The sequence below is a fragment of the Novosphingobium sp. KACC 22771 genome (assembly GCF_028736195.1).
Lineage (GTDB): Bacteria > Pseudomonadota > Alphaproteobacteria > Sphingomonadales > Sphingomonadaceae > Novosphingobium.
This window is the reverse complement of sequence record NZ_CP117881.1, coordinates 3,611,150-3,627,158: the sequence shown is the minus strand read 5'-3', so window position 1 is coordinate 3,627,158 and position 16,009 is coordinate 3,611,150. Positions and strand designations below refer to the sequence as shown.

At 62.7% G+C, this 16,009-nt stretch carries 19 protein-coding genes; 12 read left to right on the top strand and 7 right to left on the bottom strand.

Features of this window, described 5'->3' with window-relative positions; all coding sequences use genetic code 11:
• Window positions 1-52: 52 nt before the first annotated feature.
• The 3 genes from spt to PQ467_RS16600 all read right to left on the bottom strand — a co-directional run bounded on the left by spt (window position 53) and on the right by PQ467_RS16600 (window position 1,950).
• The gene (spt, locus tag PQ467_RS16610; protein WP_274174464.1) at window positions 53-1,252 is read right to left on the bottom strand and encodes a serine palmitoyltransferase; all 1,200 of its coding nucleotides are present in this window, start codon (window positions 1,250-1,252) and stop codon (window positions 53-55) included.
• 2 nt (window positions 1,253-1,254) lie between these two features.
• Entirely contained in the window at window positions 1,255-1,494 is a 240-nt protein-coding gene (locus tag PQ467_RS16605; protein ID WP_168602972.1) for an acyl carrier protein, read from the bottom strand.
• A 78-nt stretch (window positions 1,495-1,572) separates the two neighbouring features.
• Window positions 1,573-1,950 carry a response regulator gene (locus tag PQ467_RS16600; RefSeq protein ID WP_168602971.1) on the bottom strand — a complete coding sequence of 126 codons (378 nt, stop codon included), beginning with the start codon at window positions 1,948-1,950 and terminating at the stop codon, window positions 1,573-1,575.
• Window positions 1,951-2,022: 72 nt separating this feature from the next.
• On the opposite strand from PQ467_RS16600, the gene PQ467_RS16595 reads away from it, so the two are divergent.
• The 5 genes from PQ467_RS16595 to PQ467_RS16575 are packed head-to-tail and all read left to right on the top strand — an operon-like array spanning window position 2,023 to window position 5,288.
• A complete protein-coding gene (locus PQ467_RS16595) occupies window positions 2,023-2,316 on the top strand; it encodes a DUF3572 domain-containing protein (RefSeq protein ID WP_274174463.1) in 294 nt (97 codons plus the stop codon).
• Window positions 2,316-2,945: an HAD family hydrolase gene (locus PQ467_RS16590; RefSeq protein ID WP_274174462.1), complete on the top strand. Its 630-nt coding sequence runs from the start codon at window positions 2,316-2,318 to the stop codon at window positions 2,943-2,945. The genes PQ467_RS16595 and PQ467_RS16590 overlap by 1 nt, the downstream gene beginning before the upstream one ends.
• Window positions 2,938-3,402 carry a RidA family protein gene (locus PQ467_RS16585; protein ID WP_274174461.1) on the top strand — a complete coding sequence of 155 codons (465 nt, stop codon included), beginning with the start codon at window positions 2,938-2,940 and terminating at the stop codon, window positions 3,400-3,402. Before PQ467_RS16590 ends, PQ467_RS16585 begins: the two co-directional genes overlap by 8 nt.
• 3 nt (window positions 3,403-3,405) lie before the next feature.
• Window positions 3,406-4,152, top strand: coding sequence for a glycerophosphodiester phosphodiesterase family protein (locus PQ467_RS16580; RefSeq protein WP_274174460.1), 747 nt, complete (start codon window positions 3,406-3,408; stop codon window positions 4,150-4,152).
• Window positions 4,149-5,288, top strand: coding sequence for a GNAT family N-acetyltransferase (locus tag PQ467_RS16575; RefSeq protein ID WP_274174459.1), 1,140 nt, complete (start codon window positions 4,149-4,151; stop codon window positions 5,286-5,288). Before PQ467_RS16580 ends, PQ467_RS16575 begins: the two co-directional genes overlap by 4 nt.
• A 138-nt stretch (window positions 5,289-5,426) precedes the next feature.
• On the opposite strand, the gene PQ467_RS16570 is transcribed toward PQ467_RS16575, so the two are convergent.
• Window positions 5,427-5,771, bottom strand: a complete 345-nt coding sequence (locus tag PQ467_RS16570) for a hypothetical protein (RefSeq protein WP_274174458.1) — start codon at window positions 5,769-5,771, stop codon at window positions 5,427-5,429.
• 305 nt (window positions 5,772-6,076) lie between these two features.
• Here PQ467_RS16570 and dksA point away from each other — a divergent pair, with 305 nt between their 5' ends.
• The 4 genes from dksA (at window position 6,077) to ctrA (ending at window position 9,440) form a co-directional block, all read left to right on the top strand.
• Window positions 6,077-6,535, top strand: a complete 459-nt coding sequence (dksA, locus tag PQ467_RS16565) for an RNA polymerase-binding protein DksA (RefSeq protein WP_274174457.1) — start codon at window positions 6,077-6,079, stop codon at window positions 6,533-6,535.
• A gap of 141 nt (window positions 6,536-6,676) precedes the next feature.
• Complete coding sequence (locus PQ467_RS16560) at window positions 6,677-7,045, top strand: PilZ domain-containing protein (protein ID WP_274174456.1); 369 nt, start codon at window positions 6,677-6,679, stop codon at window positions 7,043-7,045.
• Between the two features lie 64 nt (window positions 7,046-7,109).
• Window positions 7,110-8,597, top strand: a complete 1,488-nt coding sequence (locus PQ467_RS16555) for an ABC transporter substrate-binding protein (RefSeq protein WP_274174455.1) — start codon at window positions 7,110-7,112, stop codon at window positions 8,595-8,597.
• A 147-nt stretch (window positions 8,598-8,744) separates the two neighbouring features.
• Window positions 8,745-9,440, top strand: coding sequence for a response regulator transcription factor CtrA (ctrA, locus tag PQ467_RS16550; RefSeq protein WP_274174454.1), 696 nt, complete (start codon window positions 8,745-8,747; stop codon window positions 9,438-9,440).
• A 103-nt stretch (window positions 9,441-9,543) separates the two neighbouring features.
• Here ctrA and PQ467_RS16545 read toward each other — a convergent pair whose 3' ends face one another.
• Complete coding sequence (locus PQ467_RS16545) at window positions 9,544-9,720, bottom strand: hypothetical protein (protein WP_274174453.1); 177 nt, start codon at window positions 9,718-9,720, stop codon at window positions 9,544-9,546.
• Window positions 9,721-9,802: 82 nt separating this feature from the next.
• On the opposite strand from PQ467_RS16545, the gene trmB reads away from it, so the two are divergent.
• The 3 genes from trmB (at window position 9,803) to PQ467_RS16530 (ending at window position 13,142) form a co-directional block, all read left to right on the top strand.
• Complete coding sequence (gene trmB, locus PQ467_RS16540) at window positions 9,803-10,522, top strand: tRNA (guanine(46)-N(7))-methyltransferase TrmB (RefSeq protein WP_274174452.1); 720 nt, start codon at window positions 9,803-9,805, stop codon at window positions 10,520-10,522.
• 61 nt (window positions 10,523-10,583) lie between these two features.
• Complete coding sequence (locus PQ467_RS16535) at window positions 10,584-11,735, top strand: MFS transporter (protein ID WP_274174451.1); 1,152 nt, start codon at window positions 10,584-10,586, stop codon at window positions 11,733-11,735.
• A 144-nt stretch (window positions 11,736-11,879) separates the two neighbouring features.
• Window positions 11,880-13,142 carry a sensor domain-containing diguanylate cyclase gene (locus PQ467_RS16530; protein ID WP_274174450.1) on the top strand — a complete coding sequence of 421 codons (1,263 nt, stop codon included), beginning with the start codon at window positions 11,880-11,882 and terminating at the stop codon, window positions 13,140-13,142.
• Here the strand turns inward: PQ467_RS16530 and PQ467_RS16525 are convergent.
• Both PQ467_RS16525 and PQ467_RS16520 read right to left on the bottom strand, forming a co-directional pair.
• A complete protein-coding gene (locus tag PQ467_RS16525; RefSeq protein ID WP_274174449.1) occupies window positions 13,139-13,660 on the bottom strand; it encodes a GNAT family N-acetyltransferase in 522 nt (173 codons plus the stop codon). The two genes, PQ467_RS16530 and PQ467_RS16525, sit on opposite strands and share 4 nt — an antisense overlap.
• A gap of 62 nt (window positions 13,661-13,722) precedes the next feature.
• On the bottom strand, window positions 13,723-15,999 hold the full coding sequence (locus tag PQ467_RS16520; RefSeq protein ID WP_274174448.1) for an NADP-dependent malic enzyme: 2,277 nt from the start codon (window positions 15,997-15,999) through the stop codon (window positions 13,723-13,725).
• Window positions 16,000-16,009: the final 10 nt, after the last annotated feature.

The window sequence follows — 16,009 nt, the reverse complement described above, 5'->3', positions numbered from 1 at the left end:
ACGCAGACAGTAACGGGAGCGCGAGGGTCTAGACCCTCGCATCTTTAACCCCTTAAATAATCCCGACCTTCTTACCGGCCCGTTCAAACATGCCGATAATCGTCTGCACTTGCTCCGCCGAATGCGCGGCGCACAGCGAGCAGCGCAGCAGCGTCATGCCGGCCGGCGTTGCCGGGGGCCGCGCCAGGTTCACATACAAGCCTTCGTGCAGCAGCGCTTCCCACATGGCCGCGCCGCGTTCGAGGTCGGGCATGATCACCGAGATGATCGCCGACTGGGGCGTTTCCGTTCCCAGCTTGAACCCGCGCTCACGCAGACCGCCATGCAGCACGCGCGAATTTTCCCACAGATGCGCGCGCTTGTCGGCGGCGTGCATCAGCTTGCGCACGCTGGTCGCCGCCGTGGCCACAACCGAAGGCGGGAGCGAAGCCGTGAAAACATAGGGGCGGCAGACCAGACGCATGATCTCGAACTTGGGATGGTTCGAAACGCAGAAGCCGCCGACCGTGCCGACCGACTTGGAGAAAGTGCCGATCACGAAATCGACATCATCCAGACAGCCCTGCTCTTCGGCCACGCCGCGCCCGTTGGGGCCGATAAAGCCCATCGAGTGGGCCTCGTCCACCAGCACCATCGCGCCATATTTCTTGGCGATGGCGATCATTTCCTTGAGCGGGGCGATATCGCCCAGCATCGAATAGACGCCTTCGAGCACGACCAGAATGCCCGCGCCTTCCGGCACGCGCTTCAGGCGCTTTTCCATAGCCTCTATGTCATTGTGCTTGAAAGGCACGACTTCGGCATCGCCCATCTTGCACCCGTCCCAGATGGACGCATGGCTGTCGATGTCGAGGATGATGTAGTCACCCTTGCCCGCAATCGTGCTGATGATGCCCAGATTGGCCTGATAGCCGGTCGAGAAGACCATGGCATGGTCCATGCCGTAAAATTCGCAAAGCGCCTGCTCGACCGCCTTGTGCCCGGCATAGGTGCCGTTCAGCACGCGGCTGCCCGTGGTGCCGCTGCCGAAATCGTCCAGCGCCTGCTTGCCCGCGGCGATCACGTCCGGGTCAAACGTCATGCCCATATAGTTGTAGGTGCCGAGCAAAATCGTCTCGCGCCCGTTGCACATGGCCACGGTGGGCGAGATCACCTTTTCCATCACCAGCCCGAAAGGATCGGTCACGCCCGTGGACAGCAGATCTGTCCGCATCTGGATCAGGGGGTCGAATTTGGAAAACAGATCAGTCATCTTCAACCCTTGAGCTTGACCACGGCATCGACGAGCTGGCCATAGGTTTCGATCTCGGCCTGCTGGTTCATCGAAATGATGATGTCAAACTCGTCCTCGATGGCGGCCACGAAATCCATCACCGTCAGGCTGTCGAATTCCAGATCACCGGCAAAGCTGGTGGCGTCGGAAATGGCGATGCCCTTCTTGTTGAAGGGCTCGATCAGCGCGGCGATCTTTTCGCTGGTGGCGGCGCGGTCCATGCAAGATTCCTTATGCAAATGCGATGAAGGCCCTCTGGCCGACAATTACGGCGCAAAAGCGGCGGCGGGCGGGAAATGTCAAGCGGGCGCGTTTTCCAGCAGGCGTTTGACCGCCGCCATGAACGGCCCGATCGAAACCGGCTTGGCCAGATAGCCGTCGGCGCCCGCCTCGCGGATGCGATCCTCGTCGCCCTTTCCGGCATAGGCGGTGACGGCCAGCACCGGGATCATGCGCAGCAGGGGATCGGCCTTGGCCCCCTCGATCAGCTCGAGCCCGGAAATATTGGGCAATTGGATGTCCATGATCATCAGATTGGGCACAAAGGCCCGCGCCTTGTCCAGCGCCTCCAGCCCGTCGCCCACCGGCTCGACGGTAAAGCCCTGACTCTTCAAAACATCGCAGAACAGCTTGCGATTGAGGTCATTGTCCTCGACAACCATAATTCGCTTTGCCATGCGCCTGCCTGTAATCGTATTGCGTCTGGGCCAAGGCTCTAGGGCCTATCAAGGGGGCTGACAATTCTGCGCATGGGAAAAGTCGATGATGGAGAGCCTGAAGGACTGGCTCTGGCCGCGTTGGGCTGGATTTTGTCCGATGATGATCATGCCGACCGCCTGCTGGCGCTGACCGGGGTCAGCCCGGAGGAATTGCGCGAAAGAATCGGCGAGCGCACCGTGCTGGCCGCGATATTGGAGTTTGTTTTGAGCCACGAACCTGATCTGATCGCCTGCGCCGATGCGCTGGGCGTTGCGCCCAAGGCCTTGGAAAAGGCCCATGTGGCGCTGGCCGCGCCGATGGATGATGCGGATTGGGGGGCATAATGGCGCGCCCTCTGGTCATTTCCGATTGCGATGAAGTGCTGCTGCACATGATCGCCCCGTTCCGCGACTGGCTGGGTGAGACGCAGGGCGTCACCTTCACCATGAACGGCAATGATTTCTCGCGCGCCATGCATTACGCCGATGGCAGCGCCGTGCCGGGGCCGGAGATGTGGCGCCTGCTGGGCGCATTCTTTGACACCGAAATGCACCGCCAATCGCCCATCGCGGGCGCGATCGAGGGCATGACGCAATTGGCGCAGGATGCCGATGTGGTGATCCTCACCAATCTGGAGGATCACCGGCAACAGGCCCGCACCCGCCAATTGGCCGATCATGGCCTCGACATCCGCGTCTTTACCAACCAGGGCCCCAAAGGCCCCGCGATCCGCGCGATCCTCGACGAATATCGCCCCAGCCGGGCGGTTTTTATCGACGATATCGCCCAGCATCACGGCTCTGCCTTTGAGGTTACACCTGATATCGCCCGCCTGCACCTCTGCGGCGAACCGTTACTTGCGCCACATATCACTTGCGCTTTCATCCAAGGCCATGCTCACGCCCGCATCGACGATTGGGCCAGCGCTTTGCCTTGGCTGACCGCCCGACTGCATGGAGACATCAATGACTGATTCTGTTGAAGCCCGTCTGGCCGAACTGGGCCTTACCCTGCCGGTGGCCGCAGCGCCCGTTGCGGCCTATGTGCCGGTGGTCGAAGCGGGTGGCTTGGCCCATGTTTCGGGGCAATTGCCCTTTATCGACGGCGCGCTGGTCAAGGGCCGCCTTGGCGAGGACGTGTCCACCGAGGACGGCTATGCCGCCGCGCGCGCCTGCGGTCTGATGATTCTGGCCCAGTTGAAGGCGGCTCTTGGCAGCCTCGATCGGGTTGAGCGCATCGTCAAGCTGGGCGCTTTCATCAATTCGACCGGCGATTACACCGACCAGCCCAAGGTGGCCAATGGCGTCAGCGAGCTGATGGTCGCGGTGTTTGGCGACGCCGGCAAACATGCCCGCAGCGCGGTGGGCGTGCCGGTGCTGCCGCTGGGCGCGGCGGTTGAGGTCGACGCCATTGTGGCGATCAAGGCCTGAGGCATGACGGAGCGGACGGACTGGCTGCGCGGGGCGGTGATCGCCCATCGGGGCCTGCATGATATGGTCCGCTCGGGCGAACAATGGATCGGCCATTGGGCGGAGAACACCCTCTCCGCCTTTGCCTGCGCCATCGCGGCCGGATATGGCATTGAATGCGATGTCCGGCTGGCGGGCGACGGAACGGTGGTGGTGTTTCACGATGCCACGCTGGACCGGCTCACCCATGCGCGCGGGCCGGTTAACGCCCATGGCATGGAGGTGCTCTCGCGCCTGCCCGTGGGGGGCACGCGCGATGTGATCCCTTCGCTGGCCCAACTGCTCGATCTGGTGGAGGGGCGCGTCCCGCTGCTGATCGAGATCAAGCTGGAAAAGCGCGAGGATCCGGCGCCTTTGTGCGAGGGCGTGGCCAGCGCGCTGGCCGATTATGCCGGGCCGGTGGCGATCATGAGCTTTGACCATCGCGCCCCGCGCTGGTTTGCGCAAAACGCGCCCGATGTGGTGCGCGGCATGGTGATCGAGGCGCGCGACATGTCCGGCTGGCGCGCCCGATGGCGGATGCCCCGCCGGTTTTCTGCCGCAGAAACAGAGTTTCTCGCCGTGGATATTCGCGGCTTGCCCGATCGGACAGTTGCACATTGGCGCGATACGTGGCCCATCGCCACATGGACGGTGCGCCGCGCCATCCAGCGCGAGGTGGCGCTGGACCATGCCGATGCGCTGATCGCCGAAGGAGATGGTCTGGCGTGAGCGAAGCCCAATATACCGCGCATGTGCAGCCCGGCGTGTCCGGCCTATCGGCGCGGGAATGGGATGTGCTGACCGATGGGGGCAATCCTTTTGTCTCCCACGCTTTCCTCTCCGCGCTGGAGGATTCGTACAGTGTGGGCGAGGGGACGGGATGGACTGCGGCGCCGATCACGATTGCGGATGAGGCGGGCCATCTGGCCGCCGCGCTGCCCGCCTATGTCAAGACGCATAGCCAGGGCGAATATGTCTTCGACCATAGCTGGGCCGATGCGTGGGAGCGGGCGGGGGGCGATTATTACCCCAAATTGCAGATTGCGGTGCCCTTTACCCCCGCGACCGGCCCGCGATTGCTGACGCGGCAACCCGAATTGATCCCCGCCCTGATCCGCACTGCCGAGCAGATGTGCCGCGATGCGGGCCTGTCGAGCGCCCATGCCACCTTTATCGAGCCCGATCAGGTCGCGGCCTTTGAGGAGGCGGGCTGGCTGATTCGCCATGATATCCAGTTCCACTGGTCCAATGCCGGATACGCCGGATTTGACGATTTTCTGGGTGCGCTCTCGTCCGACAAACGCAAAAACCTGCGCAAGGAGCGGCGCGCGGCGCAGGAGGGGGTGACGATTCGCGCGTTGACGGGCGATGCGATTCGCCCGGAACATTGGGACGCGTTCTGGCGATTCTATCAGGACACCGGCAGCCGCAAATGGGGCCGCCCCTATCTGACCCGAGCCGCCTTTGACCTGCTGGGCGAGCGCATGGCCGACAAGATCCTGCTGGTGATGGCCTTTGTGGACGATCATCCGGTGGCGGGCGCGCTCAATTTCATCGGGGGCGACTGCCTCTATGGCCGCTATTGGGGCGCGACCATCGACAAGCCCTTCCTGCATTTCGAACTGTGCTATTACCAAGCCATCGACGCGGCCATCGCGCTGGGCCTGCGCCGGGTCGAGGCCGGGGCGCAGGGCGGGCACAAGCTGGCGCGCGGCTATGCGCCGGTGCGCACGACATCGGCGCATTTCATCGTCCACGCCGGTTTTCGCCGCGCGGTCGAGGACTTTCTGCGGCGCGAGCGCGAAGGCATTGCCGCAGACCAGAATTTTCTGGAAACCAGAACGCCGTTCAAGCGCGGCGGATAGCGGATTGGTTTGATTTTCCGGCGCCAGTCCTCTCCCCCGGCCCTGTCACACGACAGGGTACACTCTATGGGTGGCAGGGCCGGGGGAGAGGGCTGGCGCCGCTTGAAATTCGCCTCTTTCGGCAAATTTTCAAACTGTTTACGCCGCGCGGCGGGTGGTCGTGGCCATCCATGCGCGGGCGCGGCGCTGGGCCTCGGCAATATCGCGCGCGGTCATTTCGCCGGACACTTCGGCGCGGCAATGCGCGGCTTCATCATGCCCGCCAACTGCTGCCAGATTGAACCACTTATGCGCTTCGATCAGATCACATACGGCGCCGTGGCTGCCGGTGGAAAAGGCCACGCCCAGATCGAAATAGGCATCCACGCAGCCCTGAGAGGCCGCGATCAGGCAATTGGCGATCAGGCCCGTGATTTCGCCCGTTCCGGCGCGGGCGGCAGTGCCTAACAGATGGTCTTGTGATTGTGCTGCATTGTATCCCATGTCGAACTTCCCTGTTTTTCCTTCATGAGACACAAGCTGTCGCAAGTTGGATAAGAAGTGGTAAATGACATGGTTAATTATAACGGGCCGCGATCATGCCAGAGATGCGCCTCCGCCCCGCGTCGGCGCTATGTCATGACCCTGTCACCAAAATATGGGCAAGGCGCGGCCTATTCGCAATTTTGCGGTGGTTTAAGCTATCGCGGATCGGCTTTGCCGCTTGTGGACCTTCAGGGGGCAAACTATAGGCCGGGCGATAGAATGGGATGTCTAGCAATCCCGCGGATGGAATTCGGAGGGTTATAATGGCAAGTGGTCTGGCAGACGAAATCGATGTGCTGGTCAAGGCCAGACGATCGCTGGCCGGTGATTATGTCCCGTCCGATGGCGAAGAATACATGAATGCCGAACAGCAGGACTACTTCCGCCGCCTGCTGCAACAGTGGAAAAAGCTGATCCTGAGCGCGGCCGCCGACACGCTGAGCCAGTTGCAGGAAGGCCCCCTGCGTGAGCCTGACCTCAATGACCGGGCCTCGTCGGAGACCGATTGGGGCATCGAATTGCGCACCCGCGACCGCCAGCGCAAGCTGATTTCCAAAATCGACTCGGCCCTGCGCCGGATCGAGGAAGGCGAATATGGCTATTGCGAAGTCACCGGCGAACCCATCGGGCTGGGCCGTTTGATCGCGCGCCCCATCGCCACCATGACGGTCGAAGCGCAGGAAGCCCATGAGCGCCGCGAGCGGGTGTCTCGCGACGATTAAGGCCGATATCCGCAAGTTACCGGATGAGTTTACGCTTTGTTTGCCATTATGCGTTAATACCTTGTTGTGAATTAGCGCGCCCGGGCCGGTGCGGAGCGATCCGTGCCGGGCCGGGCCAAGGCAGCGGGAAGTGAACCAGCCATGGCCGGTGATGAGCAACGCCAGATCAATCGCGACAGCCTGTTCATGCTGGCCTGTCTGCGCATCAGCGATCGCGATCCGGTACACCGGGTCAAGATCCGCAATCTTTCCAGCGGCGGATTGATGGCCGAGGGCGACATACGCGTTTCGGCGGGCATGGTGCTGGAAGTGGAGTTGCGCAATATCGGCTGGGTGGCCGGATCGGTCGCCTGGGTTCAGGGCAACCGCTGCGGCATCGCTTTTAATGAAGAGATTGACGCCAAGAGCGTCCGCGCCGCGCAATCGGCGCCTGATGATTCGGGCTTTGTCCCCTTGCGCCCGCTGGCCGCAGTCAAGCAGGTCGATCCGGGCCAGTTGCGCAAAATCTGACATCGCAGGATAGGGCGCCCGGCGGGCGTTCCTCTTGCGGACAAATTGTTCTAGGCTTGGCGCGATGATGCCGCGCAAGAACCGTATCTCGATCCTGATGGCCGCCTTTTTGGCCGCCGCCTGCCACGGCCCGGCCCAGCAGCAGCCGCTGCGGGTGGTGATGGTGGATGATTCGGGGCCTGCCCCGCTCGATCGCGCCCTGCGCGCGGCCACGACCGAAGGGTTGGTCAGCCTTGATGAGGAGGGCAAGGTTGTGCCCGGCCTTGCCGAACGCTGGATCGTGGCGGACGAGGGGCGCGGCTATATCTTCCGCCTGCGCGACAGCGCCTGGCCTGATGGCACCAAATTGAGCGGCGAGACCGCCCGGCAGGCGCTGCGCCGCGCCATTGCCGCGCAAAAGGGCCGCGCGCTGGGAGAAGACCTTTCCGTTATCGAGGATATTCGCGCGATGGCGGGACGGGTGATCGAAATCCGGCTGGCCCAGCCCATGCCCAATTTCCTGCAATTGCTGGCCCAACCCGAACTGGGGCTGGAGCATCGCGGGCAGGGCGCCGGGCCGATGCGGCGCAAGCATGTCGAGGGGCTGGACTGGCTGACCCCGATTTCGCCCGATGCGCGGGGGCTGCCCATGCCCGAGGGCTGGGCCGCGACGGTGCGCCCGCTTTCGATTCGCGCGATGGGCGGCGAAAAGGCGGTGGCGCAATTGCTGGCGGGGCAGGTCGATGTGGTGCTGGGCGGGCGAATCACCGATTTGCCGCCGATTCAGCGCGGTCTGTTGGGCCAGAGGGGCGCGCGATTCGATGTGGCGCCGGGTCTGTTCGGGCTGATGGTTGAAAAGGAAAGCGGATTTCTGGCGGTTCAGCCCAATCGCGCGGCCTTGGCCATGGTGATCGACCGCGCGGGGCTGGTCAACGCACTGGGCATGCAGGCCGGGGGTATACCGGGATGGAGCCCCACCACGCGGCTGATCTCGCCGGGCATTGGCGAGGTGCAGTTGCCCGAGCGCTGGAGCGATATGGATATGGACCACCGCCGCGCCGTTGCGGTCGAGCGGGTGGCGGTATGGCGCAAGGCCCGCGAGGCCACCGTCCGGCCCGAGGATGGCGATGGGCTGGAATTGCGAATTGCGATGCCGGGCGGGGCGGGGGCCAATGTGCTGTTTACCCGGCTGGCGCAGGATGTGGCGGCGATCGGGCTGCGGCTGCGCCGGGTGGGGATGAGCGAATCGGCCGACCTGCGACTCATTGACGAAGTGGCGCGCTATCCTTCACCGGTCTGGTTTTTTAACCAGTTGCATTGCGGTGTGCATCCCGTTTGCACCCCCAATGTTGACCATCTGGCGGCCCAGACATGGGATGTCGAACCATCCCTTGCCCCTGCTCTTTATGCCGAGGCCGAGCGTGAGGTATTGGAAGCTAATCTTTTCATTCCATTGGCTTTACCTGTGCGCTGGACCATGCTAGGCAAAGGTGGCGCCAATGGTCTGCGCGGTCTTGTTTCAAACGCCTATGGGGTGCATCCGCTGTTCCCTCTGGCGGACGCCGCGCGATAGGTGTTTTTCCGAATATCCTCAAAAAAGTCTGGGTTTAAGCCCGGTTTACATTAAATTAACCTTTCGCGTTCATTCCTCCTATGGTTAATAGTGAATGTGCCTAGTGAGGGTGCGTTCGCGGGTTTCGGGGCAAGGGGGTTCACCCATATGCGCGTGCTGTTGATCGAAGATGAGCCGACTACGGCCAGAGCTATCGAATTGATGCTCACCACAGAGGGCTTCAACGTCTATTCGACCGATCTCGGGGAAGAAGGCCTCGATCTCGGCAAGCTCTATGATTACGACATCATCCTGCTGGATCTTAATCTGCCGGATATGCATGGCTACGACGTGCTTAAAAAGCTGCGCGTGGCCAAGGTTCAGACTCCCGTTCTGATCCTTTCGGGCATTTCCGAAATGGATAGCAAGGTCCGTTCCTTCGGTTTTGGTGCCGATGATTATGTGACCAAGCCTTTCCACCGTGAAGAACTGATCGCGCGGATTCATGCCGTGGTGCGCCGGTCCAAGGGTCATTCGCAATCGGTCATCCGCACCGGCAAGCTGTGCGTCAATCTTGATGCCAAGACGGTCGAAGTTGACAGCGCCCGCGTGCATCTGACCGGCAAGGAATATGCGATGCTTGAGCTGCTCTCGCTGCGCAAGGGCACGACCTTGACCAAGGAAATGTTCCTCAACCACCTCTATGGCGGTATGGACGAACCCGAACTCAAGATCATCGACGTGTTCATCTGCAAACTGCGCAAGAAGCTGGCGCATGCTTGCGGCGGTGAAAATTATATCGAAACCGTCTGGGGCCGCGGCTATGTCCTGCGCGATCCGGGCGAGGATGCGGTGGCCGCCTGAACCGGCCCGCCCCTGAAGAACCCGACCTGAAGGCCCGCCTCCGCAAGGATGGCGGGCTTTTCATTGCACGGCCAGTTCATTGCACGGCCAGTTCATTGCATGGTCAGCGTTGCCGCCCGGCCTTGATCAGCGCGAGGGCGGCGGTGGCGGACATCAACAGCGCCGCGATCAGGCCGATCCCCGCGCCCCACAGGCCCGCGCCCTGCCCGCCCATCATCAATCCGGCGACAAAGCCGAGCAGCGGCAGAACGATCAGCGCGAGGCAGCCAAGGGCAAACATGGCGCCTCCCTTTGCCTGCTGGGCCTTGACCCTGCCTTAACGGCCTGCCAATCGCGCCGGGCATTATTTCAGGCAGGCAAACATGACGGCGCATAAAGAAGGCGATCCCACCACGCTCAACCGGCTCTATGGCCGTTCCAAGGGCAAGCCCCTGCGCGCCGGTCAGCAAGGTCTGGTGGACACGCTGCTGCCCCAGATCGCCGTGCCGCTCGATGGCGAGGTGACGGCTCAGCGCCTGTTCGGCGAGGACCGCCCGCTGCATTTTGAGATCGGCTTTGGCGGGGGCGAGCATATGGCTTATCGCGCCGACATGCTGCCTGATCATGGTTTTATCGGCGCCGAACCCTTTATCAACGGCGTGGCGCAGGCGCTGACCCATGTGTCGGGCGACAATGGCGTCCATGCCCCGATCCCCAATGTCCGCATCCATCATGGCGACGCGCTGGAGGTGCTCTCGCGCATTCCCGATGGTTCGCTCACCATGCTCTATCTGCTGCATCCCGATCCATGGCCCAAGGCGCGCCATGCCAAGCGCAGGATGATGAATGACGGGCCGGTGGACATGTTCGCCCGCAAGCTGAAGCCCGGCGGCGAGTTCCGATTCGGCACCGATCACGCGATCTATGTCCGCCATGCGCTGATGGTGATGCAGCGCCACACCGATCAGTTCGAATGGCTGGCCAAGGAAGCCAAGGACTTTCAGGTCCGCCCCGGCGGCTGGCCGCAAACGCGCTATGAGCACAAGGCGCGCACGGTTTACGGGCATGAGGTCTGGTATTTCCGCTATCGCCGCAAGGGCTGATTTTCCGGGGTAATCTCCCGTTCGGACTGCATCGCCTCGCTCAGCCTTGGGAGTTTTCCGCATGTCTGACAGCCCATCGACCAGACTTGCCACGCGGCTGTCCTTTCTGGTCGCGGGGTTTGGGGTCGCGTGCTGGGGGCCGCTGGTGCCTTTTGCCAAATTGCGGCTGGCGGTGGATGAAGGCGTGCTGGGCGCGCTGCTGCTCTGCCTTGGCGCGGGGTCGGTGTTGGCCATGCTGGTCACGGGCGCGCTGAGCAGCAGGTTCGGCACGCGCCCGGTCATTTTGCTGGGCGGTTTTGGTCTTTGCGCGGTTCTGCCGCTGCTGGCCATTTTGCCCACGGCGCTCACGCTGGGCGCGGGGCTGCTGGTGTTTGGCGCCTCGCTGGGTTCGCTGGATGTGGCGATGAACATTCACGCGGTCGAGGTGGAGAAAGGCGCCGGGCGCCCGCTGATGTCGGGTTTCCATGCACTCTTCAGCATCGGCGGATTTGCCGGATCGCTGATGATGGCGCTGCTGCTCTCGCTGGGGGCGAGCGCGCTGCTTGGGGCTTTGCTGGGCGCGTTGCTGATGGCGCTCGCGCTGGCCTATGCCGCGCCGCGCCTGATGCGCACGCGCACGGCGGAAAACAGGCCGGAGGATGGGCCGCATTTCGCGCTGCCGCGCGGCATCGTGCTGGTGCTGGCGGGGCTGACCGCGATCACTTTTCTGGCCGAGGGGGCTTTGCTGGATTGGGGCGCGCTGTTCCTGACCGAGGCCGGGTTGGTCGATGTGAAGCTTGGCGGGTTTGGTTATATGTTCTTTGCCATGGCCATGACACTGGGGCGGCTGACCGGCGATGCGTTGACGGCGCGAATCGGGGATCGGGCGGCGCTCTTGTGGGGCGGGGCCTTGGCGGTGGCGGGGTTTGGCGTGCTGATCGCCGCGCCTGTCGCCTGGGTGGCCTGGGCCGGCTTTGTGCTGATTGGACTGGGCGCGGCCAATATTGTGCCGGTGCTGTTTCGCCAGGCCGCATCGCAAACCCAGATGGCCGCCGCCCAGGCTATCGCCGCGATTTCCACCACGGGTTATGCGGGCGTGCTGCTGGGACCCGCTGCGATCGGGCTGGTGGCGGAGTATGCCGGACTGAAGATGTCCTTTGCGATGCTGGCCGGATTGATTTGCCTTGTCCCGCTTTGTTCGGCGTTTGTGGTCCGATCCGGCCGCCCTGCGTAAATGCCCCGATAGGATACACGGGTTTTACTAGGGCTGTTTCAGAAAAATTTTTATACCACTTTGCGGCAAAGGCTGATGTCCTGCAAAAAGGTGCTGGGCATTGATCGCATATCTGGGCCAATTCTTTGCGATGGATCGCATCGCATGACGCAGCAGTCGATCTGGAGCGACCGTCTGCGCGCGAATGTGCGGACTGCGCGCAGGCACATGCTGTTTTGTGACGCGCTGATGGGCTTGCTGCTGCTCTCGCTGATCACGGTGCTTTATGAATTGGTCCGCCATGGCGAGACGGGGGCGGTCCCGCCCGATGACCTGTTGATTTCGCGCCTGATGACAATCGCGGCCATTACGCTGCTGCTGGGGCTGACCATGTGCAGCCGGTTGCGTATCACCGCCGCCCAGAGCACGCTGGATCAGGCGCAGGAAGCCCGCCAGCAGGCCGATGAACTCTTCAACCTGACCGATATGCTGCAAAGCGCGGACAGCTATGAGGACGCCACCGCCGTCGTTCAGGTCACCACCCAGCAGATTTTGCCCGACCTCGGCACCGCGCTCTATATTTTCAATCAGGCGGGCGATCAGCTTGAATTGAGCAAGGCATGGAATCTGCCCGAGGGCTGCGATCCCTCGCCGACGCTGGCGCCCGACAATTGCTGGGCGCTCAAACGCGGGCGCAGTCATTTGAACGACCCGCTCCACGGCTCGGTCTGTTGCAGCCATCATACGGGCAACACGATCACGCTCGAATTTCCGATGCAGGCGCGCGGCACGGTCTTTGGCCTGATCAAATTCATTGGCGAGGGCGAGGAGGGCTGCGCCAGACTGCGCCATGCCGAAAGGATCGGGCGGGCCATTGCCGAATCGATTTCGTTGGCTTTGTCCAATATTCAATTGCGCGAAACGCTGCGCAACCAATCGTTGCGCGATCCGCTGACGGGCCTGTTCAACCGGCGCTATATGGATGACACGCTCGACCGGCTCCAGCGGCTGGCCGAACGCAATCATTCGCCGCTCAGCCTGGTGATGATCGACCTCGACAATTTCAAGATGCTCAACGACACTTATGGCCATGCCAAGGGCGACGCGGTGCTCTGCGATGTGGCCCAGGTGATTCAGGGCCATCTGCGCGCCTCGGATCTGGCCTGCCGCTATGGCGGCGAGGAACTGGTGCTGATCCTGCCCGATTGTTCGCTGGATCACGCGCTGGCCAAGGCCGAACTGTGCCGCGGCCGGATCGAGGCGCTCTCGACCATGCATCACGTAACGATTTCCGCCTCCATCGGCGTCGCCAGCTATCCGGAGACCAGCAAGAATTGTGAGGAGTTGATGGGCAGCGCGGATGCGGCGATGTACCAGGCCAAGGCGCTGGGGCGGAACCGGGTGGAATGGACGGCCTGTTCGGCCTAAGCCGTCTTGCCGGTCGGAGGAGCGCCCTCTGACAGCAGTTTCTGCATAAAGGACAGATCGAGCCAGCGCCCGAACTTGTGGCCGACCTGCGGCAGGCGCCCCACTTCGGCAAAGCCCATCGCCTGATGCAGCGCGATGGAGGCGGCGTTGCTGGCGTCAATTCCGCCGATCATCGCGTGCAGTCCGGCCCCCTTGGCCCGCGTAATCAACACCTCCAGCAAGGCCCGCCCGATGCCGCGCCGATGCGCATGCGGGGCAACATAGATCGAATGTTCGACCGATTGCGAAAAGCCCGGAAAGTTCCGAAAATCGCCATAGGAGGCAAAGCCCAGCACAGCCTCGCCATCGGCGGCCACCAGCACCGGAAAGCCGCGCTGCTGCTTGGCGTCGAACCAGAGGTGACGCTCTTCGATGGTGCCGGGCGTTTCGTTCCACACCGCCGTGGTGTGCAAAACGGCATGGTTGTAAATCGCAAGGATCGCGGCCAGATCATCCCGGCCCGCATCGCGGATAAGCATGAGCGCCTTTCCTGGGGTGGTCGGCGCGAGGGAGCACCCCCGCGCCGACGCCCATAACAGGATTACCCGGTGATCCCCGCCGCCGCCAGCACCGCCAGCGTCAGCACATCCGGCGCAATCGCGGTCATCGGCACGATCTGCACCGGCTTTTCCATGCCGATCTGGATCGGCCCGATCGCCGTATTGCCGCCCAGTTCACGCAGCAGTTTGGCCGCGATATTGGCCGATTGCAGGCCGGGGAAGATCAGCACATTGGCGGGCGCGGTCAGGCGGCTGAAGGGATAATGCTTCATCACCGCCGGGTTGAGCGCGGCATCAGGCGTCATTTCGCCCTCATACTCAAAGTTCTGCGGCTCTGAATCAAGGATCGAGATCGCCCCGCGAATGGGCTCCAGCCACTTGCCCGTGGGATTGCCAAAGGTCGAGAAGGACAGGAAAGCCACGCGCGGTTCATGGCCCAGACGGCGCGCCACGGCGGCCGTTTCCTTGGCGATGACGGCCAGTTCTTCCGAATTGGGCCGCTCGTTGCAGGTCGTGTCGGCAAGGAAGGTGGTGTTGTTCTTGCCCACCATCACATGAATGCCAAAGGGCAGATGGCCCGGCTTGGGGTCGAGCACATGGCGCACTTCGCGCATGGTCTGGCCAAAGGGGCGGGTCGCGCCCGTCACCATCGCATCGCCCACGCCCATCTTCAGCAGCGCGGAGGCAAAGCCGTTGCGGTCCTGATTGACCATGCGCTTGATGTCACGCTCCAGATAGCCGCGGCGCTGGAGGCGCTCGTAAAGCATCATGCCCATTTCCGCGACATGCTCGCTGTCGGCGGCATTATGGATTTCATAGGAATCCGGCTTGCCCACGCCCAGTTCGACCAGCTTGTCGCGCACGGCCTGCGTGCGGCCCACCAGAACCGGCGTGCCATAGCCGAAATCCTTGAACTGGATCGCGGCGCGCAGCACCACTTCGTTCTCGGCCTCGGCAAAGATCACGCGCTTGGGGTTGGCCTTTACCTGTTCATAAACGTTGGTCAGCACCGAGGTGGTCGGGTTCAGACGGCCTTTAAGCTGATGGCGATAGGCGTTGAAATCCTCGATCGGCTTTTGCGCCACGCCGCTGTCCATCGCGGCCTTGGCCACGGCCATCGACACCACCTCCATCAGGCGCGGGTCAAACGGGGCGGGGATGATATAATCGCGGCCAAAGCTATGGTTCTTGCCATAGGCCAGCGCGACTTCCTCGGGCACCTGTTCGCGCGCCAGTTCGGCAATGGCGTTGGCGGCGGCGATCTTCATCTCTTCGTTGATCGCGGTGGCGCGCACGTCCAGCGCGCCGCGGAAGATGAAGGGGAAGCCCAGCACATTGTTCACCTGATTCGGGAAATCCGAACGGCCGGTGGCGATGATGCAGTCGGGGCGCGCGGCCTTGGCCTCGGGCGGGGTGATTTCGGGCACCGGGTTGGCCATCGCAAAGATGATCGGCTCGGGCGCCATTTCCTTGACATAGGCCGCAGGCAGCGCGCCCGCCGCCGACAGGCCCAGAAACACGTCCGCGCCTTTCAGCGCCTGTTCGAGCGTGCGCGCATCGGTGTCGATGGCATGGGCGCTCTGCCATTGGTTCACCGGCTTTTCGCGGCCGCGATAGATCGGGCCGTCGCGGTCGCACACGATCACGTTTTCGTGGCGCACGCCCATCGATTTGATCAGCGAGGTGCAGGCCAGCGCCGCCGCGCCCGCGCCATTGACCACGACCTTGATGTCTTCCAGCTTGCGGTTGGTGATCATGCAGGCATTGATCAGACCGGCGGCCGAAATGATTGCGGTGCCGTGCTGGTCGTCATGCATGACCGGAATCTTCATCCGTTCGCGCAGCGCCTGTTCGATCACGAAACATTCAGGGGCCTTGATGTCCTCAAGGTTGATCCCGCCAAAGCTGGGCTCCATCAGTGCGATGGCTTCGATCAGCGCGTCGGGATCTTCGGAATTGAGCTCGATGTCGATCGAGTCGACGTCGGCAAAGCGCTTGAAGAGGACCGCCTTGCCCTCCATCACCGGCTTGGAGGCCAGCGCGCCCAGATTGCCGAGGCCAAGGATGGCCGTACCGTTGGAAATCACCGCGACCAGATTGCCCTTGGCGGTGTAATCATAGGCGGTGGCGGAATCCTTGGCGATGGCTTCGACGGGAACCGCGACGCCGGGCGAATAGGCCAGGCTCAGGTCTCGCTGGGTGGCCATCGGCTTGGATGCGATGATCTCGATTTTGCCAGGGCGGATCGTGTTGTGGTAGAACAGCGCTTCGCGCTCGGTAAACCGGACGTTGGCTTGCTCGGGGCTTTCCTCGGACACCGAAACTTTC